The organism is Rufibacter glacialis, from assembly GCF_008271745.1.
Lineage (GTDB): Bacteria > Bacteroidota > Bacteroidia > Cytophagales > Hymenobacteraceae > Nibribacter > Nibribacter glacialis.
This window is the reverse complement of the sequence record NZ_VKKZ01000001.1, coordinates 55004-77360: the sequence shown is the minus strand read 5'-3', so window position 1 is coordinate 77360 and position 22357 is coordinate 55004. Positions and strand designations below refer to the sequence as shown.

Genomic DNA, 22357 nt, shown 5'->3' with positions numbered 1-22357 from the left:
AAAAACGGAGGCAGAAAAGAGCACCCTTGCTTTCTTCTGCCTCCGTTTCTATGCTGTTTTGCGTAAAACAGGCCAAATACACCTGAACTTTCTTTTCTGTTTTTCTATGTCTGTGCTTTTCTCTGCTTCTTCCTGGTGTAAGACCTCAAACCTGGTTTTGCTTGCTGCTTTCTGGATGGGGGCAACCTCCTGCCAAGACGAGACCATAGCTCCCGTGATGCAGAGCACGCACCAGGCCTATGATCTGGTGGGTTTCCTGGACCAGGAAGCTCAGGCCTTGCAGCAGCAGAAAGCAGCCAGCCATAAAACCGTTTCTGAGGCGGGTGCCAAAAAAGAGTCAAAAATCATTGAGGCGCTTAACTGGGCAGAGGAATTGGCACCCTTTGCTGATGCTGACATCAACAAGCCAGCTCTAAAGGGACTTTTCACCCAAACGGAGTCTACCAATGCGCTAGGGCAGCAGGTGCTGCGCTATCAGGCCAAAGAAGATGCCGCCACCAATGTGCAGGAAGTCACCTATACCTTGGATTCCCAGGACCAGTTGGTGCGGCTGCAAGCTACTATTGTGCAGGAAAACATGCTCTTCAAAACCCGGAAACGAATGCACCTGGAGGCCCGCTCGGGCGCACCGGGGCGCCTGACCCGGTACCAGTTGGATGAAATGCAGAAACTGCTTCTGATGGAGGCAGACCACTATAGTGTAACCGGGGAAGTGGTGCCCGGCCGCTAAGTCTTCCTGTTCCGTTTATTCAGTGATTTTAGAGAAATACCGGATTTTCACGCTGCCCGGTACCAGTTTGGTGTCTTTGGGAATGCCCTTGTGCGAATCCTGGTACTGGTGGCTTTTGTACCAGGTCTTGAAACTTTCCTCGTCGTCCCAGTACGTCATAAGCCAGATCTCATTGGGGTTGTCCTGCGGCGATAACACCTCCAGCCTCTGGAAACCGGGTGCGTTGTCCACCAGGTGGGGTCTATTTCTAAAAGCCTCTTTTACACTGGCTTCGGTGTCATTGGCGATGGTAAACGAACTGAGGGAAACGAACATACAATAGAATTAAAGACTAGCTTTGCACTGGCAAAGGCCGCCAAGTGATGGGTGAAGGAAAAGCTGTAAGTTAGCGAATTTGGGGCGTTTCTATCCTGACTGATTTTCCCTACCCTTTATAAGGCGCTAACATCTCTGCCCAGGATGTAGGAACCGCATGCAAAACTACCATAATTATCACGTTGACCTTTCTAACTGTGACAGTGAACCCATTCACCTGATTGGGCGCATCCAACCCCATGGTTTTTTGCTGGTGTTAGACCCAATCAGTCTGCAGGTTGAACAGGCCAGTAAGAATGTGGGAGATTACCTGCCCCTGGCCTTGGAACAAGTCTTGGGCAAGCCCCTGCGGAATCTTTTTGGGCCTGCAGACACTTCTTTTGACCCACAGGTGCCCGGTACCTATTTTCTCTCTTTAAGCGGCACCCCGTTTGTGGCCTTTCTTCAGAAAACGGGTTCAAAACTCCTTCTGGAATGTGAGCCCGCAGCCCCCTGCCCAGATGCGGAGAAGATGCACCAAAACACCCTTCTCAGCCAACTCCACAACCGCCTGAACGCCTTGTTCACCCTGGAGGAAGTGGCCGAGGCTGTGGCCCATACCCTTCGGGAAATTCTGCAGTATGACCGCGTGGACATCACCCGGTTTGACCAGGAATGGAACTCTGATGTGATTGCCGAGAGTTGTGCGCCGGATGTGCCGTCTTTTGTAGGGCATCATTTCCCGGCCACTGACATTCCGGCCCCGGCCCGGGAATTGCTGCGGCAGAAACACGTGCGGCAGATCCCGGATGTGAATGCCCAGGCGGTGGAGATTTTCCCGTACTACAACCCCGGTACCGGAGAGCCCACCAATATCCTGCGCTCTGAATTGCGTAATCCTTCTGAGATCCACTTAGAGTACCTCCGGAATGCCGGCGTGGCGGCCACCATCTCCTTCTCTATTCTGGTGAAGAACCAACTTTGGGGCGTGGTGGCGTGCCATAACATAAAGCCCGCCTATATTGAGGTCTGGCGGCGGCAGTTAGGTGACCTGGTGGCCAAAACCCTGGGGACTGTGATCGCCTCTATCATGGAGAAACGGGACCACGAGCAGTTTAACCAATACAGGCAGGTTAAGCGCACCCTGGTAAAACGTTTGGGCAGCGGCCTTAGCATACCTCAGGGTCTGTTTGGGCAGACGCCCACGTTGCTGGAAATCACAGAAAGCCATGGGGCCGCTCTCTTGTTAGATGGCGCCCTGACTACCGTTGGCCATACCCCACCGCAGGAGGAAATCAGAGGGCTGGTGAAATGGCTTTCTGAGCAGGTGTCTGAGGGGGTGTTCTTCACTCGCCAGTTGTCTGTGGAATGGCCCGCGGCGGCGGCTTTGAAAGAAGTGGCCAGTGGTTTGCTGGCGCTGGAGATCTCCCGCTACAACCAGGAATACCTGCTGTTCTTTAAGCCCGAGATAAAAGAGATCAAGGCCTGGGCGGGCAATCCGCAGAAGCCACAGGTAGGCGAGGGCCTGCGCCTGCACCCCAGAAAGTCATTTGAGAAATGGGAAGAGGTCATCAAAGGCAAATCACTGCCCTGGACCCAGAATGAGGTAGAGGTCGCGCAGATGTTACTGAAAGACCTTATCGCCATCAGGCTAAGGAACCAGGCGGCGGAATTACACAGCCTGAACCAGGAGCTACAACTCAACGCAGATCAGTTACGCACCAGAAACGCGCAGTTAAAGGACTTTGCCTATATCATTGCCCACAACCTCAGGGCGCCGCTTGCCAATATCAAAGCCCTGCACCAGTACTATACTGATGAGCCCGTGCAGGAAAGGGCCGTGTACGCCATGGAAAGCGTAAAGCGGATCAGTGACAACATAGGAGAAACCATTGAGGATGTGAATGTCATCCTGAAGACGCACCTGGTGCAGCAACTTCTTCATGAGGAAGTGTCTTTGGCGGAACTCATTGAAAAGGAGACCCAGAACCTGGCTGCTACCATAGAGCAAACCGGGGCTCAGGTGGTGACTGAATTGGAGGTGCTTACTCTTTTTATGCCAAGGCTTTATGTAGAAAGCATACTGCATAATTTCATCTCCAATGCGCTGAAATACCGTTCACCAGACCGGCCACCAGTGGTCAGAGTCAAGAGCTGGCGTACAGGTAACACCCTGCACCTGGCAGTTAGTGACAACGGCCTGGGCATGGATTTGAACAAGGTGGGCGACAAGCTGTTTGGGTTGTACAAGGTTTTTCACCGCACAGAACACTCCAAAGGCTTGGGGCTTTACCTTACCAACATGCAGGTAAAAGCGTTGGGCGGCAGCATAACGGTAGACAGCCAGGTAGGGAAAGGCACCACCTTCACCGTTCATTTTGGCCAGATGGGGCATTCCCAAATCCCTGGGAGAGCTACTTTAACCTTACTTCCTTCAGAACAGGCCTGAAACCTTGTTTCAGCAAGCCGGCTTTGATTGCCTGGTTCCTGGTGTCAGGGGTTTTACCCAAAGGTTTAGGTTAATGAAGGCATGGCCAAGTATGTAACAGAACAGCCGTTTACTGCACTACTACCTTTCTGGTGGCCACCAAATCACCTTGCTGCACCCGAAGGATGTACATGCCCGGCGGAAGGTCTAAGGCAATTTCTTCCTGAGCGGCAAGGCCTTTCACCTCCATCTTTTTCAAGAGGGTGCCTTTCATGTCTACAATGCTGAGCAGGCTCTTTTTTCCCAATCCTGTAAAAATCAGGCGCTGCTGGGTTACGGGGTTAGGATAGACCTGCCACGTAGGAAGTGCCTCTTCTTTAGAAGCGGTCAAGGTAGCCGCCACGTAGGCCCGGAGCCAGGTAAGGGCAGGCCGTTCCTCGCCATTGCTTCTGATGAGGTTGGCACCCTGTTCGGTGCGCCACATGCCCGGGCGGTACCCCCACAGCGTAATCCCCCGGACGGAGGGGTGTTCCCAGAAAAGCGGGAAGATCCGCTTGTATTCGTCTAGCTGGTATTGGTCTGCCACGGTCTGGTTTGCGGGGGGCTGCGTGCCAGCGCGGTCATCAATGTCCATCTCTGTGATGTAAATGGGCAAATTGGTGGCGGCAATCAGATTCAGGTTGCTGGTGAGGGTAGGGTTCGCAATGCCTTTGGTAGAAAAGTAGTGCCCTTGTATGCCCACGGCATCAATCAGGTTCTCGGCCTTCAGCAGGTTGATGATGCCCACATACGTAGCAGCGCGGCTGCTGCTGTTGGTGAGGCTGTACTCATTGATCATGAGCTTAGTAGTTTTGGGGAAATATTGCCGCGCTAACCTGAAAGAGGCCACCACCCATTCCCAGCCAGAGGCTCCGCTGCCGCCCAGGGCCTTGGCGTAATTTCCGCCGCCGCTGCCCGGCGTGGTAGGCGGGTCATTGATAGGCTCATTCACCACTTCCAGGAAGTCAATGGCGGGGTAGCGTTGGGCCACTGCCTCAAACCACACTTTGATTTCCTCCAATTGCTCCGCTGAAGACAACGTTTCAATCCAGGCGGGTTGCTGGTTTCCCCAGACCAGCACGTGCATTCTGAACGGATAGCCGTTGTCTTTGGCCAGTTTGTAGGCCGCATCCAGCTCGGTCCAGTTCATGACGTCTCTGGTGTTTTCCACGCTTCCCCATTTACCGGCGTTCTCGGGGACTACCTGGTTCCAGTATTGGTTGAAGCCGGGCAGTTGGGCGCTGCTGAAGATATTGCCCAGGAACTTAGGCTTCCCTTGCGCAATGGGCCCGGTCTGGGCGTGGCTGGTGGCTTGCAGGCCACAAAAAGCCAGGGTCAACAAAAAGAGGCGGTAAAGGTGTGGCATGTGACGCAGTTAAGAGTGAATACTGCTTCTTCTACGGACTTTTACCTCCTCACAGACAAAGCATTACCTCAAGTTAGATAGTTTTCACCTAACTGCAACCGATTGCAACAATAAAATATTATTTAGGAAGAAAGTAATTTCAAGCCTGCGCAGTTGAAGAGGAAGCACGGACCCGGAGAGTAAGTGAAGCGGCTATTGCCCTTGCAGCGTCACCACCACGGTGCGCTTGCCGCCGTGGTCGCGGTGCTCGCAGAGGTAGATGCCCTGCCAGGTGCCCAGGTTGAATTGCCCTCTGGTGATGGGTACGGACACGGAAGCCCCCATGAGAGAAGCTTTGATGTGCGCGGGCATGTCATCAGGCCCCTCCAGGGTGTGGCGGTAGTAGGGGGCGTTCTCGGGCACCATGCGGTTGAAGTGCTGCTCAAAGTCGTGGCGCACGGTTGGGTCAGCGTTCTCATTGATGGAAAGGCTGGCCGAGGTGTGCTGGATGTAGATATGCGCCAGCCCTACTTCTATTTCCTCCAGTTCAGGCAGCTGCGCCTCCAGCAAGTCGGTGATGAGGTGAAAGCCGCGTTTCACGGCCGGCAGACGGAGCGTTTTCTGGAACCACTTCATAAGCGAAAAGGGATTAGTATTCTACTTCAAATGCGCCGGCGTCGGGCTTTTGCGCGTCACGGGGTTTGTTCTCATAATCAACGGTGATTCCGGACACCGGAGCCCCGGCGGCGTTGGCCGGCGATAGTTTGATGAGCTGGAAATCGAACTTGGGCGCGTCCCGGAACAAAGGGTCTACGTTGATTTTATTGCCGTTTTTGTCAAACTCCCTTTGGTAGGCTTGGGTTTTGAGGAAGGAGTGCTGGATGCTTCTGCTGGAGGAACCCGTCATGTCACTGAACTTCAATTCTTCGGCTTGCCGCCCCCACAAGATGCTGTTCTGCACCAGTACCGCGTACCTTCCTTCCCGCACCAGTCTGCCACCTGCCTCCAGCCGTTCCTGGAACAGGAAAGAAGGCCCCAGCCGGATGAACTCGTTCGCGTAATTGGCCAGGGTGCTGAACACCACCTCATACCGGCCCCCGCCCAGGCCCGCCAAAGCGTACTCGCCGCAATTGGTGATGACGGAGTTCTCCAGGCGCACATTGCCGCCGTGGCTCAGCACACCCGTTTGCAGCATGTTTTTGAGAAAAGCGTGCCGAAGCGTGACTTGCGGCACCTGGTTTCCGGTGGCTTTGAGGTACAGGCCCGTGACGGCGTTCTTCACTTCTACGTAGCGCAACTCACTGTTCTGGCTGCCTGGCAAAAATTCCAGGCCCTGCCATTGACCGGGCGCATTGCGGTACTGCTCCTCTTTGCGCACCTGCTGAAATACCACCCGCTTCTCGTGCTCGCCTTCCACCTTCAGGGTGCCCAGTACCCTTATCTTAGCGTTGCGGTACAAATGCACCTGGCTGCCTTTCTGGATGGTGAGGGTCTGGCCCGCTGGCACCGTGACGGAGTCATAGATCACGTGCGCTTTGGCCGCCGTCCAGACCTCAGCGGGACTAGTGAGGTAGTGGCCCTGGTAATAGGCCGCGTTCTGCCCATACGCCACCAGTTTTACTTTCTGCTGGTTGCCGTTGGTCAGGAACAGGAGCGAATCCTGCACCAGGAACGGCTGTTCCTGCGCGTTGGGGTTAATGGTGGCTTTCACCAAGACCAGCAGGCTGTCCTTGCCCCGCAGCTCAATGTTCTGTACCTGGGGCCCCGGCACCCCGTTCACCACCACCTGAAAAGGTGATCCTTGTAACCCTCCTACCTTGATCTCCGAGATCCTGACGGCATTCTTGTTGGGGTTGTAGACTTTCAGGCGCTTGGTCACGCTGCCTGCCTGGGTGAAGACCGTGTCAAAGAGCACGGTATCGGCTTCCAGCCGAAGCAGGGCGCTGGCGCTGGGCGTGATTTCTTCTTCGCGGGGCGTGCAGGAAGCAATGCTAACCACCACAAGTGCTACCATAGCCAAGCCCTGCAGCCAAGTGCGTACTTGATAAAGAACGGGCAAGGGTAAGCGATCAGTCATATTATGGATGGTAAATATACTCTTGCGGTGTTGGATGACACTACATTGAATGAGACAACTTGTTAAGACGAATATGATTCGTTGGCTTCATATTCATCTATCACCATTTCTATTTTAACCGTTTTGTTAGTGTAGTCTACAATACCAATTCCAATTAAAATAGATACAACATTGGTTATATAGAACGCTAAATTATCTATGAAACCGTCCAGTAAGCTACCAAGCAGACTTCCAAAAAGCCGAAGACCTGAGCTTACCAGTAGGAAAACAATAGCCCACATTTTAAGTCCATTTCTTGCATATTCATGCTTCTTGAAAATAAGGGTAAGTAAAACTCCTTGTATGGCCAAGGGAAGGAGGCCAAGGAAATGTGCGTATGCAACCACTGAGAACAAATTCCAAAGAAGCAATACGCTTAAAAGTAAAACTATTGCCCAATAGAAAACTGAATTGGTAAAAATGGATTTCCTCATGCTTTTGCTGCTTGGTTTTAGCCTGGTTTCTCAATAATAGCCTTAAAACGGCAGTAACAAAAAAGCGCAGCCTTATGAGCTGCGCTTCCTTTTATTATTTCAGTTAGGCCTGGGCACCTTCTTTCAAACGCTCGGCGTTCTCAGCGATCCGGAGCTGCTCCACGAACTCATCAATGTTGCCATCAATCACGCTGGGCAGGTTGTACACGGTTAAGCCAATCCGGTGGTCGGTGACGCGGCCTTGGGGGTAGTTGTAGGTTCTGATCTTGTCTGACCGGTCGCCGCCGCCTACCATGCTTTTGCGCTGAGCGCCTTCGGCTTCATTTTTCTTGGCCAGCTCAATCTCGTAGATACGGGAACGTAACACGGCCAGGGCCTTGTCAAAGTTCTTGAGCTGCGATTTCTGGTCCTGGCACTGGGCCACGATACCGGTAGGGATGTGCGTCAAGCGTACAGCAGAATACGTAGTGTTCACCGACTGTCCGCCCGGGCCCGAAGACATGAACAGGTCCTTGCGGATATCGTTCATGTTCAGTTCCACGTCCAGTTCCTCTACTTCGGGCAATACCACCACAGAGGCCACCGAGGTGTGGATACGGCCGGCTGTTTCAGTGGCAGGTACGCGTTGCACGCGGTGCACGCCAGATTCAAACTTTAGCTTGCCGTACACGTCTTCACCTTTGATGCCTACAATGACCTCTTTGTAGCCACCGGCGGTGCCTTCCATTACGTCAATCACCTCCATCTTCCAGCCCTGCTTCTCCGCGAAGCGGCTGTACATGCGGTACAGGTCACCAGCAAACAGAGAGGCCTCGTCTCCGCCGGCGCCGGCCCTGATCTCCATGATGATGTCCTTGCTATCGTCTGGGTCGGTGGGGATCAGCATTTCTTTGATGCGTTCCTCCATCTCGGTGCGCTGGGGCAGGAGTTCGTCCAGTTCTTCCTTGGCCATCTCCCGGAAGTCTTCGTCTTTCTCGGTGGCAATGACTTCCTTGGTGTGCTCAATGTTGCTGAGCAGCAGCTTGTAGCGCTCGTATTCAGCCACAATCTTCTCCAGGTCTTTGAACTCTTTGTTCAGAGACTTATATCGTTTCAGGTCACTGGCTACATCTGGTTGGATGAGTTGCTCATTTACCTCTTCAAACCGCTGTTTTATGGCTTCCAGTTTATCTAACATCTTCTGCTTTACTTAATTCAGGGCGCAAAGATACATAATTTCCGGCGCATTTTCGCGTGGACGTTTAGGGCTTGTTTCAGGAAAAAAGGCTGAAAAGGCGGGCTGTTACTTTACCTGCATCTCGGTTACCGCTCTGCCTAGCTGGCCATTGGCGCTAAGGCCCTCTATTACCGCCTTGTACGTGGTCTGCGCATCAGCGGCGAAGAAGGAAAACCGCGCATTCCCAGATGCGTCTGTGATCACGGTTGGGTTCCAGTACAGGGTGGTGCGCAGGTCGGGTAACTCCACCTCTGTGGGTTTGTCATAGACGGGCACGTAAAACTGCCGCGGGGTCTGGTAATGCACCCCAGAATAGGCCGCCACCCCCCGGTACCGGGCCACGCTGGATAATGTGGTGGAACTACCTCTTTTCAAAAGGACGGCAATAACGCCGTTGCCCCCCTGAGAGCCGTAAATAGCCGAAGAGGCCCCGGGTCTGAGGATGTCTATGGCCTCTACCTCAGACATGGAGATGCTTCGGATATGTTCCACATCTATAGGCATGCCGTCCAGCAGGAACAGCGGGGATCCTCCGCCCCGCATGGAAATATTCCCGCCAATGACCTGTAAACCTGCTACCCGCCCTTGCAGCGCAGAGATGATGTCCGTAGACATGGGCAAGGAGGAGCCCTTGAGGGTTTGGTCTGGGTGGCTGTACAGCTGCCCCTTGCGCAACCGGTCTTCTTCCTGCTCTTTTTTGGCCCTGATTTCCACGGCGCTCAACAGAATGCTTTTGCCTGCCAACTGATCCAGCCTCAGCTGCTCACGGTTGCTCCTGAGGTAGGCCCAGGTGGTTTGGGAAAGCAGCGCGGAAGGCAAGGCATAGGGTGCCCGAGGGGAAATGGGGGTGATGCGCAGACCTTTGTTCATTTTTACCTCCAGGGCGCTTTTTCCTTTGGCGGTGCGGGCCTGTACCACTATGCGGGAGCTGTCCGTCAGGCCCGTCACCCCGAAAGCAAACCTGCCCTGGGCATCTGCGGTGTCTACCAGGATCATGGACGGAGACCGCAGGCTGATGAAGGTTACCAAGGCGTTAGGTTCCGGTTTGCCAGAATGTTTCAGTACGGTTCCGGTCACGGCCAGACTTTGCTCCACCGGGAACGGCGCTGCTTTTTCCTTGCCCTGTAACAGGTCTGGCCAGAGAAACCGGCGCCAGCCCTGGGTGAGCATCAGGTTGTCCAGGGCCAGGGCCGCCTCCGGCTCCCCCGACGAAAAATAATAGTCTGGGCTTTCTATATGGCCCCGCAGGTCTGAGGTAAGCAAGAGGGTGGAAAGAAGATTGCCCGCGTGGGGAGTTGGGGTTATCTTTTGGCCATCAGTGATAGCGACTGAGAAATGCCCTGATACCGAGTTGCCAGTGCTATTCTTTGCCTGTAGGTGTAGGGTAACCTTCTCGCGGGGCTTGTAGGTGGGTTTGTCTGGTGTGAGCGTGAGCTGCAGGTGGTCTTGGTGGTTGACAAAGGCCAGGCGCTCGGCCAACGGTTCCCCTGTGTTTGAAAACAAAGTGAACTGCACCACGCCGGTAGGCAACTTCTGCTTGGGCACATCGATGAGCAGCAGGTCTTTGGTAGTGGGGGCATGGGCCGTGAAATAAACGACCCCCCGGCTTTGCGCCACTACACTAATCGCAGAAGGCCGACCCTCGGCCCCTGGGTAGCCTACCACATAGGCTTTCAGCTGAACATTCTCTGGTTTGCTGTTATCTACTTTCAAAACCACTCCCTTGGCGCGGGCCGCGGGTAAGGGAGTGGTGATTTCTATCCCGTCGGGCTTGGTTAGCACAGCCACATACTGCTTACCGGGTTGCGGTATGAACCCAAACCGACCCATCCCATATTTCAGGCTCTTGAAATCCGCTACTTTTTTACCGGTTTCGTCTTGCACGCTGCCTTGTACCTCTTTGCCCAGGCCGTTGGCATCCACTGCCTTGAATGCAACCGTGCTCCACATGTTGTGCACCAATTCTCCGCCTTCCGGAAAAAACTGCAGGTCTATCTTTTCTGCCGCCTGCGGAACCTTGAATGTCCTCTGGACGGGGGTGATGCCTTCTTTGAGGCTGAGCCATAACTGGGCATTTTGCCTTGCTTCGCCCGCAGGCAAATAAAAGCGGAAGAGGGCCTTGCCTTGGTGGTTAGTCTCGCTTTTGCGCCGGGCAGACATTTTTTTGCCCGTCTGGACATGAAAGGTGATCGCCTGCTGCGCCAGCGGTTCTTCCTGAAGGTTCTTGAGCGTTACCTCGGCATACACAGAGTCTCCGGTGCCAAATGGTTTGAACCCGAAATTGACCGAGGGCACCAGATTGGCCACCCGAGGGTTGAACACCTGCACCTTCTGGTGGAAGAAGTACGCCTCGTCAAAGTTCTGCATCCAGCTGGTGTACGCGCGTAGGCGGTAGTGGCCCTCCGGGATAGTGTCTTCCAGCGCAAAGTCTCCGTGCCCAATCCCGTTGTTCATGTCCACCACTACCCGTTTGTAGATGGAGTCCTGCGGGTTGATGAGCTCTACGTATAGCACCTTGCTCAACTGGCTGGGGGTATGATTGGAGGCATCCACCAGATACGCCTTGAACCAGATATCTTCCCCGGCGGCATAATAGGGTTTGTCCAGGTGTAGGTACACCTTCTCCTGCGGGTACTCTTTCCCGAAGTTCTGCAACTTGGCCACAATCTCCTCTACCCCCAGGTCAGGCTGCCAGTTTTTAGGAGCAAAGGCAAACGCAGTCCCAATAATCCCTATTAGACAGAGCGCCTTGATAAGTTTCTGGTTCCTATACATCATGAAGGGATTTGAAAAAGCTTCTATACGCTTATGGATAAAACATTACATCACCCGGTCTGCAAAGGGGTTTCCTTAGCGCTAGACTTTTACAAGCTTGTCTAGAAGAGCCGGGAAACCAGGCTTAGCTTTATCCTTATTTTACCTGCATCTCAGTAGTAGCCCTTCCCAGCTGCCCTTTGGAGGTAAAGCCTTCTATTACCGCATGGTAAGTGGTTTTAGCATCAGCAGAGAAGAAGGAAAGGGTGGCTCTACCTTGAGCATCCGTCTTGATGGTCGGATTCCAGTAAAGGGTGGTGCGCCAATCTGGGGTATAGACTTCTGAGGGTTTGTCATACCGGGGCATATAGAATTCCCGCTTTGTCTGGAAGCGGGGTCCACGGTAAAGCGCTACCCCTTGCCAGCGCGCGGTGGTGTTCTTGGCAGCATAGGACCCTGGTACCTTCATGATAATGGAGATAATACCGTTCACTCCCTCAGAACCATAGATAGCCGACGGCGCACCAGGCATGAGCACATCAACACGCTCCACATCAGTAGCTGCTATTGTCTGCGCCATTCCCATGTCAGCCCGCACACCGTCAATAAGGTAAAGCGGCTCCGTTGATCCCGCCTCGCTGGCACCTCCCTCACCGCCAAAGTCAAAGGACTGCCGGGTAGTACCCCGCAACACCAGCTTCCCTTCCACCATGGCCACCCCGGCAGTTCTGCCGGGCAGGCTTGAGATAATGTCAATGCCCGGAGGAAATCTGTCTCCTTTAACAGAGTAGCTTACATCACCGGGGGTATGGAGCGTAGTGCGGTCGGCCAGGCTTCGGTTCATGTCCGGGTTTTTCCGGCCCCTCACCACTATCTCGCCCAATACCACCCCTTTTCCCATGGACTGGTCTATTTTCTGCTGTTCACGGTTCATGCGCAGGTAAGCCCATTGCGAACCCGAGAGAGGGGCTGCCAATGGGGCAAAAGGGACATGGGGCTGAACCTTGGCCGGAGCCAGGTCTTCCAGATTCACCAGCAACTGGCTTTTGTCTTTCTGGTTACGGGCCTGCAACGCCACTCTGGAAGAATCTGTCAGGGGAGGTAGGGCAATAGAGAATCTGCCTTGGGCATCTGTTTGGGTAAACAACGCATTACGCAGGTTCTTTACATCAAAAAGGGTGACCACGGCATTGGCTTCTGGTTTCTTGTTGTAACGGGTCACTACCCCGTTCACAGAAAGCCCTTGCTCCAGCGGCGAAGAGAGGGTAGGGTATTTATCCTGAAGGATTTCTTTCCACACAAACCGGCGCCACCCTTGGGTGAGCATCAGGTTGTCTAGCGCTTGCACCACCTCCGGCTGTTGCGAGGAAAAATAATAACCAGGGCTTTCAATGTTGCCTCTCAGATCAGAAGAGAGTTGCAGGTAAGAAACAAGGTTCGCAGAAAACGGATCCTGGGTAACGGTGCCCGCATCGGTCACGCCCAGAGAGAAGTTTCCGGCCACCGGATTGCCCGCCTGGTCTTTGACCTGCACCTGCAGGGTGACTTTCTCTCTAGGTTTGTAAACAGGTTTGTCTGGCGTAAGGGATACCTGCAGTTGCGGACCTTGGTTTATGAATACCAGCCGTTCAGAGACAGGTTCCCCTGCCTGGTTGAACAAGGTGATTTGAGAGATGCCGGAAGGAAATTTCTCTTTAGGTATATCTACCTGGAACACATCGCGGCCTGAAGTGCTACTAGCCCCAAAGAAAACGGTTCCCCTTGATTGGGCCACCAGGTGAAGGCCGGCTGGTTTCTCGGCGGCATTGGCGTATCCCACCGTGTAACACTTCACTTTTACCTGCTCTGGCTTGGAATTGTCTACGGTCATGACCACCCCTTTGTCTTGTACCTGAGGCAAAGGATAGACGGTCTCTGTGCCCTCTGGCCCCTTTAGGCGGGCTTCATACCGCTTGCCTTTCTCTGGCATGAACCCTAAGCGGCCCATGCCAAACTTCAGGCTTGAGAACTCCGCTACTTTGGCGCCAGCCTGGTCATGTACCGTTCCTTTGATATCCTGGCCCAGCCCTTGTGCATCTACTGCTTTGAATCCAATATTATTCCAGAAGCCGCTGATCAGGTGTCCTCCTTCCGGGAAAAACTGCACATCCAATGCCTGTTGCCTTTTGGGAACCAGAATCCTTTTGATGATGGGAGTGGTGCCCGTAGCCGGCGCAATGGCAAGTTCCAGTTGCGCATTCTGTTGGGCTGCCCCTTTGGGAACAAAGAAGGTGAGCCTGGTTTTGCCGGCCGCATCAGTTGTGCGTTTATTGGCCTTTGATCTTTTCTCACCTTGTTTCACGGTGTAAGAAAGAGGCATTTGTTTAGCGGGCTCTGCTTTGGTGTTCATGAGTTGCAGCTGCACCGTCACCGAGTCTCCGGTTGCCGTCTCACGGAAAGAGAAAGCTGCGGAGGGGACTATATCGCTCTCCCTGGGGTTCCAGATCTGCACCTTCTGGTGGAAGAAATAGTCTTCCGGGAAATTCTGCATCCAGCTGGTATAGGCCCGCAGGCGGTATAATCCTTCTGGAATAGAGTCTGACAGGGTGAAGTCACCGGATCCCTTCCCTTCCTGCATCTGTAGAACCACCCGTTGCAGGATAGAATCTTGCGGGGTAATCAGTTCCACGTATAGGACCTTGCTTAACGGGCTAGGCGCATGGTCTGAGCTATTGACCAGGTAGGCGCTGAACCAGATATCTTCCCCGGCGGCATAATAGGGCTTGTCTACATGCAGATAGGCCTTCTCCTGCGGATAGTTCGTTTCAAAGTAGGTTACCTTGGCGATGAGCTTTTTCAAGACATCATTTTCTTGCCAGGATTTGGGTCCAAAGGCTACTAAGAAGGTCACCGCCGTGAATAACAGCGGAAGGATGATACGCTTTGATTGTTTAAACATTAGAGCAGGAGAAAGGAATCTTTATATGATTTAAGTATAATGATTTTAATTATAAATTCAGGTATTAATATATAGTTATAACTGAAAGAACCCCCTCATGAAGTTGTAGCTCTGGCGTTTAGGGTTCTGGTAAAAATATGATTCTTTTATGTTGTTAAGTTATAAGCTTTTGTGGAAGTATCAAAGTTTTAAAATTCTGCAATAGGATCAGACCCCAAAGTTTCACTGTCAATTTGCGGTCAATAAGGTAAGTAGGAGTCAACGCCGGTACTTACCCCCACAGCCTCTCTAAAAACCGAAGCGCGTTCCGGTGGCTGATGGCCGCCAGTTGCTCAGGGCTGAACTCTTCTTTCAGGGAGGTCAGGATAGCCTGGTAGTGCCGGGCAGTGCGGTGCTCCGCGTGGAAGTAGGATTCTCCTTCCACGCCGGCTTCCTGGAAGAAATCAGCCCCAAACGCCAGGGCCTGCGGTGCCTGGGTAAAGCCGTAGCGGATGTGGTCCAGCAAGAAATCAGGCTGTTCCGGGTGCACGAACTTCTTCAGGAAATTCATGCCAATCAGCCCCTCGCGCCGCACCACTTCCTGCACCAGCTCCATGGGCAGGTTACGCGGGTGGTCGTACACTTCCCTGAAGTTGGAATGACTGGCAAGGATGGGTATTTCCAGCCTGTTTTTATCAAGAAAGGTTAAAATCCCATAGGCGGCGGCGTCTGACGTATGCGACAAATCTAGGGCAATGCGCCGGCCGCTGAGGTAGCGTAGCAACTCCTTCCCATCTGGTTTGAGCCCCACGCCGGGCGTGAAGTTGCCGCCGCTGAACCGGTTCTCCTCGGCGTGGGTCAGGCTGAGGTACAGGAGCGGCCCGGCCAGCCGGATGATTTCTTCCAGCCGGGTGAAAGCCAGTTCCAGCGGCTCTTCTTCCTCACAGAGCCCCGATGCGTTTTCTATGGCCGCCACCAAGGCCACCCGTTCGCCCTGCGGCACTTGGTTTTGGAGGTCTTTTCGGGAAAGAGGGGCAAATACGTCCTTGTTCTGCAGCAGATTCTCCTTGAAAAGCCGTGCCTGCTGCAAGGTAAAGGCCGCGCTGCCGGCCTCCGTGGGAGTGAAGAAAGCCATGGTCTGCAGCCGCACCCTGCCCGCCTGCAGATGCGGAATAGCGCAGCCTATGCGGTCTACGTCCATGGCCGAGGACCCCGGAACCCAGGCCAGATACCCGGTGAGGTCGCAGTGCAGGTCAATGATGGGCAGGTTCATATGTATTGAATGATTGAATGATGGAGAGATTGAATGAGTAAGTTGTGGTACCATTTGGAGGCAGTTTACGGGAACAGATTTGTATTGCACCACAAACCCGGATTTTTTACCGATTTTTGCAAAAACAACCCCAAAAACGTGCGTGGCAAGTCACGCGTACCCCGGCTATGGCACAACTTCCTTCTATATTATTACACGCAGGCAAAGAACATTCTCTAAGGCGCTTCCATCCCTGGGTTTTCTCGGGGGCCATCAAAAAAGTGGAGGGCGATGTGCAGGAAGGCGACATAGTGGCCGTATACACCAACCGCCGCGAGTTCCTGGGCATTGGCCACTTTCAGCCAGGTTCCATTGCGGTACGCATCTTCTCTTTTGAGGAAATCGAACCTGATTACGCCTTCTGGAAGAGCCGGGTGCAGCGGGCCGTAGACTACCGCCGGGAGCAAGGCTTTTTAGATACCCCCAACACCGATGTGTACCGCCTGGTTTTCGCCGAGGGCGACAGCCTGCCGGGCTTGATCATTGACGTGTACGGCAATACGGCCGTGCTACAGGCGCACAACGTGGGCATGTTCCACGTGCGCCAGCACATTGCGCAGGCGCTGGTGGAAGTGTACGACGGCAAGTTGACCGCCGTGTACGACAAAAGCGCCGAGACCCTGCCGGGCAAAGGCACGGAACAGGGGCAGAACGGCTACCTCATCGGTAACACCCCTGTGCCGCACGTGGTTATTGAGAACGGCAACAAGTTCCTGGTGGACTGGGTGACGGGCCAGAAAACCGGGTTCTTTATCGACCAGCGCGAGAACCGCCAACTGCTGGCGCACTACTCCAAAGGCAAAGCGGTGCTCAACACCTTCTGCTACACCGGCGGCTTCTCTATCTACGCCCTCAACGCCGGCGCCACCGCGGTGCACTCCGTGGATGTTTCCAAGAAAGCCATCGACCTCACCGACCAGAACGCCGCCCTCAACCAGGGCCAGGACCGTCACGAGGCTTTTGCCGCCGATACCTTTGATTTCATGAAAGGTCGCGAAAACCAGTATGACCTGATCGTGCTGGACCCGCCCGCCTTCGCCAAAAGCCAGAAAGTGCGCCACAACGCGCTCATGGGCTACAAACGCCTGAACGCCGAGGCGATCCAGAAAATCAGGCCGGGCGGCATCATCTTCACTTTCTCCTGCTCCGGCGTGGTAGACAAATACCTTTTCCAGAGCACCGTCATGGCCGCCGCCATTGAAGCGGGCCGCAACGTGAAAGTCATGCATCACCTCTCGCAGCCCGCTGATCACCCGGTCAGCATCTTCCACCCTGAGGGCGAGTACCTCAAGGGCCTGGTGTTGTACGTGGAATAGATTGACTCACGTAGCACGTATCAAGTAGCACGATGCTAGAAGTAAGATAGTAGACGCTGGAATGCAGCTTCTGAATTTTTGAACAATAGGGTTCCTTTTAAGAAAACAGCTCTATAACAGGAAGGCCTTTGTCGTTTGATCGGCAGAGGCCTTCTGTTTTCATAACCGGTGAGTTTAGGAAAAGAATAGGAAAGGATTGGCGCAAGACTTTCGTCTCGTGCCTAGGGATGATGCGAGTCTCCAGACTCGCCGGGAACCCCCAGGAGGTAATACCGGGCCAAAGAGCTCGTGTGGTCTCCGTTTGGTGATGGTTAAAGGGCTACTGGCACAGACGCTCGTAGGTCTGGAAGACGCTACGAGGTCTTTTGAGCAACGGGCAAGTAGAAGCGGCCTTTCTTTCTGATTTAGGAGGAGGATTGCTGCTGGCCATAAAAGGGCCTCTAATGTTAACTTCCTGCCATGCTGTTTTCGCTGCGGTGCAGCGAGGGTAGTCTGGAGACTACCCGCATCAGAAGGCACGAGTCTGGAGACTCGCGCCAGCATTGCAGGCAGGAACACCAATAGTACAAACAAAAGCACTAGCCTTAGAGGCCTAACTAATGGGCTACTGGTTGCCCAGCGTGAACAAGTTCGCCAAGTTCTCAGGCTTCAACGCCTCATCTAAACTCATTCTGATGCGCCACTCTTTGGGGTAATGGTTGTTGACGCGGTTCTGGAGTTTCTTGCCCCAACCCAATGGCACACCTTGGAAGGACACCAGAACCCAACCGTTGGCGGAGTTCTCTAAGGAAATGTCTTCGCGGTGCAGGAACTTGAGGGCGGTGGCCAGGTCTACCTCGCCTAGGGGGAAAGCATCTGGGGACAGGTGCTGCGACAAGGCCAATGCCGGTAAGGGTTTGGCGTTGTTCTTCATGACTTCGGCTACCTCAATGCCGCCGTATACTACCCGAAGGTTCTCGTAGAGTTGCTCCAGTTCCAGCATCCAGTTGGCGGGTAGGGCGCGCAGCACCTCTTTGTGTTTGACCAGTTCCCAGCTTTTGGGTTCTTTTAGCCAATCCTGCACCAACGCCTTCTCTTGTTTGGAGGCCGGTACCAGATAGGGGCGTTTGCTTTTCTTGAAGGTCCGGGCTTCTTCTCCGTCGGTTTTGCCGACGGCGGCCAGGAAGAAGCCTTCGCCTTGGGTCTGGTGCGGGTAGAAGCGGTAACCGTGCATGCCTTCCAGTTTGGTTTGGGTCACGCCCCAGTCGGGTTGCAGTTGGAGGGTGATGGCCTCGGCATCCTGTTGGCGGGCGAGCCAGGCCAGGTTCTCCTCGTTTTCTTCCAGGTTGTAGGTACAGGTGCTGTAGATAAGCACACCTCCGGGTTTCAAGGCCTCCCACACGTCCATGAGAATTCGGCGCTGGCGCTCAGAACAGAGTTTCACATTGGCCTCAGACCACTCGTTCATAGCGTCTGGGTCTTTGCGGAACATGCCTTCGCCGGAGCAGGGCGCATCTACTACCATGACATCGAAAAAGCCGGTCAAAGCGCCAATATGGCTGGGATCGTTGTTGGTGACCACCACGTTGCCGGAGCCCCATTTCTGGATGTTCTCTGCCAGGATGTTGGCCCTGGGTTTGATGACCTCGTTGGCTACCAGCAGGCTATCCTCAGAAAGAAGCGAGGCGATATGCGTTGATTTCCCGCCGGGGGCACCGCAGAGATCCAGCACGGCCAGGGGTTGGCTCAGATCCACGCTTTGGCGCAGCGCCTGCTCCAGAAACATGGAACTGGCCTCCTGCACGTAGTACGCGCCGCCGTGGAACATGGGATCCAGGGTGAAGCTCGGCCGCGCCGACAAATAAAAGCCGGTCTGGGTCCAGGGCACAGCTAATAACGTGGTGGGCAGGGGCATTTTGGCCTGGTTCACCCGGACGCTGGTGGGCGAAGGCTGGGCCAGGGCCTCGGCAAACGCAGGATATGCCTCGCCTAGCTGCGTCTGCATGCGGGTCTGGAAAGAAACGGGAAGTTCTAGGCTCATAAAAGAAGGCAACGTAGGGTTAGGCCGAAGCGTTGGCAAAGGTACTATTTCTGCTTTTGGCCTGTTTCCGGAAAAAGGGCCTTAGAGCATGTTTAAATTTGTCTTTTGTGCTGCAAAATGTCATAGCAAGAACCTGCGTTCGCCATTTTCTCACCCCGTAGCGCTGCTACGCTGCTCAAAAATCGCTTCCGCAGAACCTCACTCTGGCATTTTTCGCCTGCAAAACCAAAATGTAAACATGCTCTCAAACAAAATTACTCCCCGGCCAGAATGGGTTCGCGGCGGGAGGTGATTTTAGTGGGCTTGCGCACGGTACGGGTCTGGTACACCGGTTGGTCTACGAAAGCCACTATTTTCAGGGTCAAATCCAGGCCGGTGATGGTGCTGGGGTTCTCAAAACCTAGGTAGAGGTAACCGTCGTCGGTCTTTGGGGTCTGGCTCGCCAAGACTTTGCCATAGTCAGAGAGCACGTCCTGGCCTTTGGCTACGGCATAGGGTTTCCAGCCGTCCTGATCCTGGGTGAACAGGTGCGCGTTGTTCTTGTTGAGCAGGTAGTAGCTGATGTACCCGCTTGATTTTACCTGCGGCAAAGCTGGCAGCAGCCCCAACCCGAACGCCACCAGAGGGTTGCTGCCGGTAAGCAAGGCGGTAGCGCCCTTGGCCAGCGTTTTGCCCGTCTCCTGCAAGGCCACCACCGACTCTTGCCCCACGCCTACCCAGTACACCCAATGTTTGGTGTTGGCGGGAAGTTGGAAGCGCTCGGTGCTGCGGTTGTTGCTGGTGAGGTTGGTGACAGAGGCCAGCCGAAAGGTCTTGTCTACCAGTACCTCGGCTTTCAGATCGTTTTTGACCAGAACTTTCTCCGTGGAAGTAGTCCAGGTGGTGTCTTGTACCGTGCGCCACGCCACCAGGGTATTGAACTGCTGCGTGGCGGCGCTTTTGGGAATGCGGGTGAGCGTGAAATGGCTTTTGGTGCTGATGGGCGATAACCCTTGCAGGGTGATGGTGTACACCGATTTCTGCGGGATGGTGAGGCGCAGGTTGTTCAGCTTCTTGGTTTCCTGAACCGTGTACAGCGGCGAGGCCGAGAAATGCTCCTGCACCGTGACGCGGTAATTGATTTTGGCCTTGTTTTCCAAATCCAGCACCAGCACATCGCCGGCCTGGAACGCGTACTGCAACTGCGTGGCCGGTTGGCCCGTGCCCGCTACCTGTAGGTCCAGATCGGCTATTTTGATAGGCTTGCCGGACTGGGCCATTCCTGGCAGAGAGAAACTGAAAAAGAACCCGCCAAACGCCAGCGTCCACCTGAGAAGAAAGCTATACATACCGCACACCAAAGCAAAACCTGATTTGGGCGCAATTTACGCAAATCGGCTCAGAATCAATACCCTCCCAACGGCTCTATCCACATCTTGCGGGCGGTGGCCTGGGCAGAAAACCCTGTGACTGATTCCCGGAAGCGGCCCCGGAACTGGATGGCCACCTGCTGGCCGTTTTGCAGCTCGCTCAGGCTCACGCTTCTGCCCTCTAGGCCCACAATCTGGGTGAGGGGTGTGACCAGCACCACCGCGCGGCTAAAGCGAGTATTGGCATCGGTCACGCCTTCCACCAGCAAAAGCATCTGGCCCTGGTTGTACTCCCGTTGCGTGATGACACCCCGCACGTCTACCCGTTGGGGCGAGTACCGGACCAGGGTATCGGTGGCCGACGCTTCCTGATCAGAAGTTTGGGCGGCTTCTGGGCCCAGGGGGGCGGTGGTTTGGCAGGCCGTGAGGTAAGCAGTGGCCAGGGTGAAAAGCAGGCTGCCCAAGATGATCCTTATCTTCTTCATGGTCTTCGGGTTAAGGTAGAAGTATGAACGGGAAACGAGGCAAAAGGGCTAGGCTCCGTGGCGCCACCGCCTCTGTTTAGACCTTGTTTTCAGAAAATCAGGGTAAAAACGGAGTATTTCCGCCTAAGATTTGTTCTTCTGGTGACGCTTTAATCTGCCGCCAAATCCTTACCTTCACCGTTTTCGCGGCGCGGAAAAATCATTCTTATGGCTAAAATCAGAACCTCATATTTCTGCCAGAGCTGCGGGGCGCAGTCGGCTAAGTGGATAGGCCGGTGCCCGGCGTGCAACGAGTGGAACACCTACGTGGAAGAAGTGGTGTCGCGGGAAGACGTGACGCCGACCACCGCCTGGAAAGTAGGCACCAGCAGCCAGCAGGTGGCCAGCAAACCCAAAGCCATCGCAGACATCACCTACTCTGAGCAGGCGCGCGTGGTCACCCAAGATGCAGAACTGAACCGGGTTTTGGGCGGCGGCATCGTGCCGGGCTCCATGGTCTTGATCGGCGGCGAGCCGGGCATTGGCAAGTCTACGCTCATGCTTCAGATCGCGCTAAGTCTGGGTACGCAGCGTGTGCTCTACATCTCCGGCGAGGAAAGCGAGCAGCAGATCAAGATGCGGGCCGAGCGCCTGGGTACCAAACACCCCAACTGCTTTATCCTCACCGAGACCGGCACCCAGAACATCTTCAAGCAGATAGAGCAGCTGCAGCCCGATGTCCTGATCATTGACTCCATCCAGACCCTGCACTCGTCTTTCATTGAAAGCGGCGCGGGTAGTGTGGCGCAGGTGCGCGAGTGTACCGCCGAGCTGTTGAAATTCGCGAAGGAAAGCGGCACACCCGTGTTCTTGATCGGGCACATCACCAAAGAAGGCAACCTGGCCGGCCCCAAGATCCTGGAGCACATGGTAGACACCGTGCTGCAGTTTGAGGGCGACCGCCACATGACCTACCGTATTCTGCGCACCACCAAGAACCGGTTTGGGTCTACCTCAGAGCTGGGCATCTACGAGATGCTGGGCACCGGGCTGCGCGAGGTGAGCAACCCCTCAGAGATCCTGATCTCGCAGCGTGAGGAGGCGTTCAGCGGCATCACCATTGGCGGCACCATGGAGGGCAACCGTCCGCTGCTCATTGAGGTGCAGAGCCTGGTCACGCCCGCTACCTACGGCACACCCCAGCGCAGCGCCACCGGCTTTGACGCCAAGCGCCTGAACATGCTGCTGGCGGTGCTGGAGAAGCGGGGCGGTTTCAAATTAGGTACCCAAGACGTGTTCCTGAACATCGCCGGAGGCCTCAAGGTGGAAGACCCCGCCCTGGACCTGGCTATTTGCGCCGCCTTGCTTTCTTCCTTTGAAGATGTGGCCATTCCGCATACTACGTGCTTTGCCGCAGAGGTAGGCTTGGGGGGCGAGGTGCGGGCCGTGCACCGCATTGAGCAGCGCATCTCAGAAGCCGAGAAATTGGGTTTCCAGGACATTTTCATCTCGAAATACAATAAGAAAGGGGTGGATCTGAGCCGGTTCAACATCAGGATCCATGCGGCCAGCAGGTTAGAGGAAGTGTTCAGCGGTTTGTTTGGTTAAGGGAGCCCTTTGAAC

Annotated in this window: 16 protein-coding genes; 4 read left to right on the top strand and 12 right to left on the bottom strand. The window is 54.6% G+C overall.

Features of this window, described 5'->3' with window-relative positions; all coding sequences use genetic code 11:
- The first annotated feature begins 157 nt into the window (after window positions 1–157).
- Window positions 158–730 (top strand): hypothetical protein, encoded by a 573-nt coding sequence (locus tag FOE74_RS00325; RefSeq protein WP_192576569.1) that lies wholly within the window; start codon window positions 158–160, stop codon window positions 728–730.
- 15 nt (window positions 731–745) lie between these two features.
- Here FOE74_RS00325 and FOE74_RS00320 read toward each other — a convergent pair whose 3' ends face one another.
- Window positions 746–1045: an antibiotic biosynthesis monooxygenase family protein gene (locus tag FOE74_RS00320; protein WP_149096619.1), complete on the bottom strand. Its 300-nt coding sequence runs from the start codon at window positions 1043–1045 to the stop codon at window positions 746–748.
- Window positions 1046–1202: 157 nt separating this feature from the next.
- Between FOE74_RS00320 and FOE74_RS00315 the strand changes: the two genes are divergently transcribed.
- Entirely contained in the window at window positions 1203–3473 is a 2271-nt protein-coding gene (locus FOE74_RS00315) for an ATP-binding protein (RefSeq protein ID WP_149096618.1), read from the top strand.
- Window positions 3474–3582: 109 nt separating this feature from the next.
- Here the strand turns inward: FOE74_RS00315 and FOE74_RS00310 are convergent, their stop codons facing one another.
- From FOE74_RS00310 to FOE74_RS00275, 8 genes are all read right to left on the bottom strand, one after another.
- A complete protein-coding gene (locus FOE74_RS00310) occupies window positions 3583–4857 on the bottom strand; it encodes an endo-1,4-beta-xylanase (protein ID WP_188687135.1) in 1275 nt (424 codons plus the stop codon).
- A 192-nt stretch (window positions 4858–5049) separates the two neighbouring features.
- Window positions 5050–5472, bottom strand: a complete 423-nt coding sequence (locus FOE74_RS00305) for a secondary thiamine-phosphate synthase enzyme YjbQ (RefSeq protein WP_149096617.1) — start codon at window positions 5470–5472, stop codon at window positions 5050–5052.
- Between the two features lie 13 nt (window positions 5473–5485).
- A complete protein-coding gene (locus FOE74_RS00300; protein ID WP_149096616.1) occupies window positions 5486–6913 on the bottom strand; it encodes a hypothetical protein in 1428 nt (475 codons plus the stop codon).
- A 62-nt stretch (window positions 6914–6975) separates the two neighbouring features.
- A complete protein-coding gene (locus FOE74_RS00295) occupies window positions 6976–7386 on the bottom strand; it encodes a hypothetical protein (RefSeq protein WP_149096615.1) in 411 nt (136 codons plus the stop codon).
- Between the two features lie 103 nt (window positions 7387–7489).
- Window positions 7490–8563, bottom strand: coding sequence for a peptide chain release factor 1 (prfA, locus tag FOE74_RS00290; protein WP_149096614.1), 1074 nt, complete (start codon window positions 8561–8563; stop codon window positions 7490–7492).
- Between the two features lie 105 nt (window positions 8564–8668).
- Window positions 8669–11380 (bottom strand): MG2 domain-containing protein, encoded by a 2712-nt coding sequence (locus FOE74_RS00285; protein ID WP_149096613.1) that lies wholly within the window; start codon window positions 11378–11380, stop codon window positions 8669–8671.
- 133 nt (window positions 11381–11513) lie between these two features.
- Window positions 11514–14294 carry a TonB-dependent receptor plug domain-containing protein gene (locus tag FOE74_RS00280; RefSeq protein ID WP_149096612.1) on the bottom strand — a complete coding sequence of 927 codons (2781 nt, stop codon included), beginning with the start codon at window positions 14292–14294 and terminating at the stop codon, window positions 11514–11516.
- A 271-nt stretch (window positions 14295–14565) separates the two neighbouring features.
- A complete protein-coding gene (locus FOE74_RS00275; RefSeq protein ID WP_149096611.1) occupies window positions 14566–15546 on the bottom strand; it encodes a dipeptidase in 981 nt (326 codons plus the stop codon).
- 167 nt (window positions 15547–15713) lie between these two features.
- Here FOE74_RS00275 and FOE74_RS00270 point away from each other — a divergent pair, with 167 nt between their 5' ends.
- Complete coding sequence (locus tag FOE74_RS00270; RefSeq protein WP_149096610.1) at window positions 15714–16901, top strand: class I SAM-dependent rRNA methyltransferase; 1188 nt, start codon at window positions 15714–15716, stop codon at window positions 16899–16901.
- A 604-nt stretch (window positions 16902–17505) separates the two neighbouring features.
- Here FOE74_RS00270 and FOE74_RS00265 read toward each other — a convergent pair.
- From FOE74_RS00265 to FOE74_RS00255, 3 genes are all read right to left on the bottom strand, one after another.
- Window positions 17506–18921, bottom strand: a complete 1416-nt coding sequence (locus FOE74_RS00265) for a methyltransferase RsmF C-terminal domain-like protein (protein ID WP_149096609.1) — start codon at window positions 18919–18921, stop codon at window positions 17506–17508.
- A 254-nt stretch (window positions 18922–19175) separates the two neighbouring features.
- Window positions 19176–20249 carry a hypothetical protein gene (locus FOE74_RS00260; RefSeq protein ID WP_149096608.1) on the bottom strand — a complete coding sequence of 358 codons (1074 nt, stop codon included), beginning with the start codon at window positions 20247–20249 and terminating at the stop codon, window positions 19176–19178.
- Between the two features lie 56 nt (window positions 20250–20305).
- The gene (locus FOE74_RS00255) at window positions 20306–20755 is read right to left on the bottom strand and encodes a hypothetical protein (protein ID WP_149096607.1); all 450 of its coding nucleotides are present in this window, start codon (window positions 20753–20755) and stop codon (window positions 20306–20308) included.
- 207 nt (window positions 20756–20962) lie between these two features.
- Here FOE74_RS00255 and radA point away from each other — a divergent pair, with 207 nt between their 5' ends.
- Window positions 20963–22342 (top strand): DNA repair protein RadA, encoded by a 1380-nt coding sequence (gene radA / locus FOE74_RS00250; protein WP_149096606.1) that lies wholly within the window; start codon window positions 20963–20965, stop codon window positions 22340–22342.
- The last annotated feature ends 15 nt before the right edge of the window (window positions 22343–22357 follow it).

Bases quoted from the DNA above. Each gene is read 5' to 3' on its own strand.
- FOE74_RS00315 (WP_149096618.1), top strand. From the start codon at position 1,203: ATGCAAAACTACCATAATTATCACGTTGACCTTTCTAACTGTGACAGT.
- FOE74_RS00265 (WP_149096609.1), bottom strand. From the start codon at position 18,921: ATGAGCCTAGAACTTCCCGTTTCTTTCCAGACCCGCATGCAGACGCAG.
- FOE74_RS00295 (WP_149096615.1), bottom strand. From the start codon at position 7,386: ATGAGGAAATCCATTTTTACCAATTCAGTTTTCTATTGGGCAATAGTT.
- FOE74_RS00305 (WP_149096617.1), bottom strand. From the start codon at position 5,472: ATGAAGTGGTTCCAGAAAACGCTCCGTCTGCCGGCCGTGAAACGCGGC.
- FOE74_RS00320 (WP_149096619.1), bottom strand. From the start codon at position 1,045: ATGTTCGTTTCCCTCAGTTCGTTTACCATCGCCAATGACACCGAAGCC.
- FOE74_RS00260 (WP_149096608.1), bottom strand. From the start codon at position 20,249: ATGTATAGCTTTCTTCTCAGGTGGACGCTGGCGTTTGGCGGGTTCTTT.
- FOE74_RS00285 (WP_149096613.1), bottom strand. From the start codon at position 11,380: ATGATGTATAGGAACCAGAAACTTATCAAGGCGCTCTGTCTAATAGGG.
- prfA (WP_149096614.1), bottom strand. From the start codon at position 8,563: ATGTTAGATAAACTGGAAGCCATAAAACAGCGGTTTGAAGAGGTAAAT.
- FOE74_RS00270 (WP_149096610.1), top strand. From the start codon at position 15,714: ATGGCACAACTTCCTTCTATATTATTACACGCAGGCAAAGAACATTCT.
- FOE74_RS00255 (WP_149096607.1), bottom strand. From the start codon at position 20,755: ATGAAGAAGATAAGGATCATCTTGGGCAGCCTGCTTTTCACCCTGGCC.
- FOE74_RS00300 (WP_149096616.1), bottom strand. From the start codon at position 6,913: ATGACTGATCGCTTACCCTTGCCCGTTCTTTATCAAGTACGCACTTGG.
- FOE74_RS00275 (WP_149096611.1), bottom strand. From the start codon at position 15,546: ATGAACCTGCCCATCATTGACCTGCACTGCGACCTCACCGGGTATCTG.
- FOE74_RS00310 (WP_188687135.1), bottom strand. From the start codon at position 4,857: ATGCCACACCTTTACCGCCTCTTTTTGTTGACCCTGGCTTTTTGTGGC.
- radA (WP_149096606.1), top strand. From the start codon at position 20,963: ATGGCTAAAATCAGAACCTCATATTTCTGCCAGAGCTGCGGGGCGCAG.
- FOE74_RS00280 (WP_149096612.1), bottom strand. From the start codon at position 14,294: ATGTTTAAACAATCAAAGCGTATCATCCTTCCGCTGTTATTCACGGCG.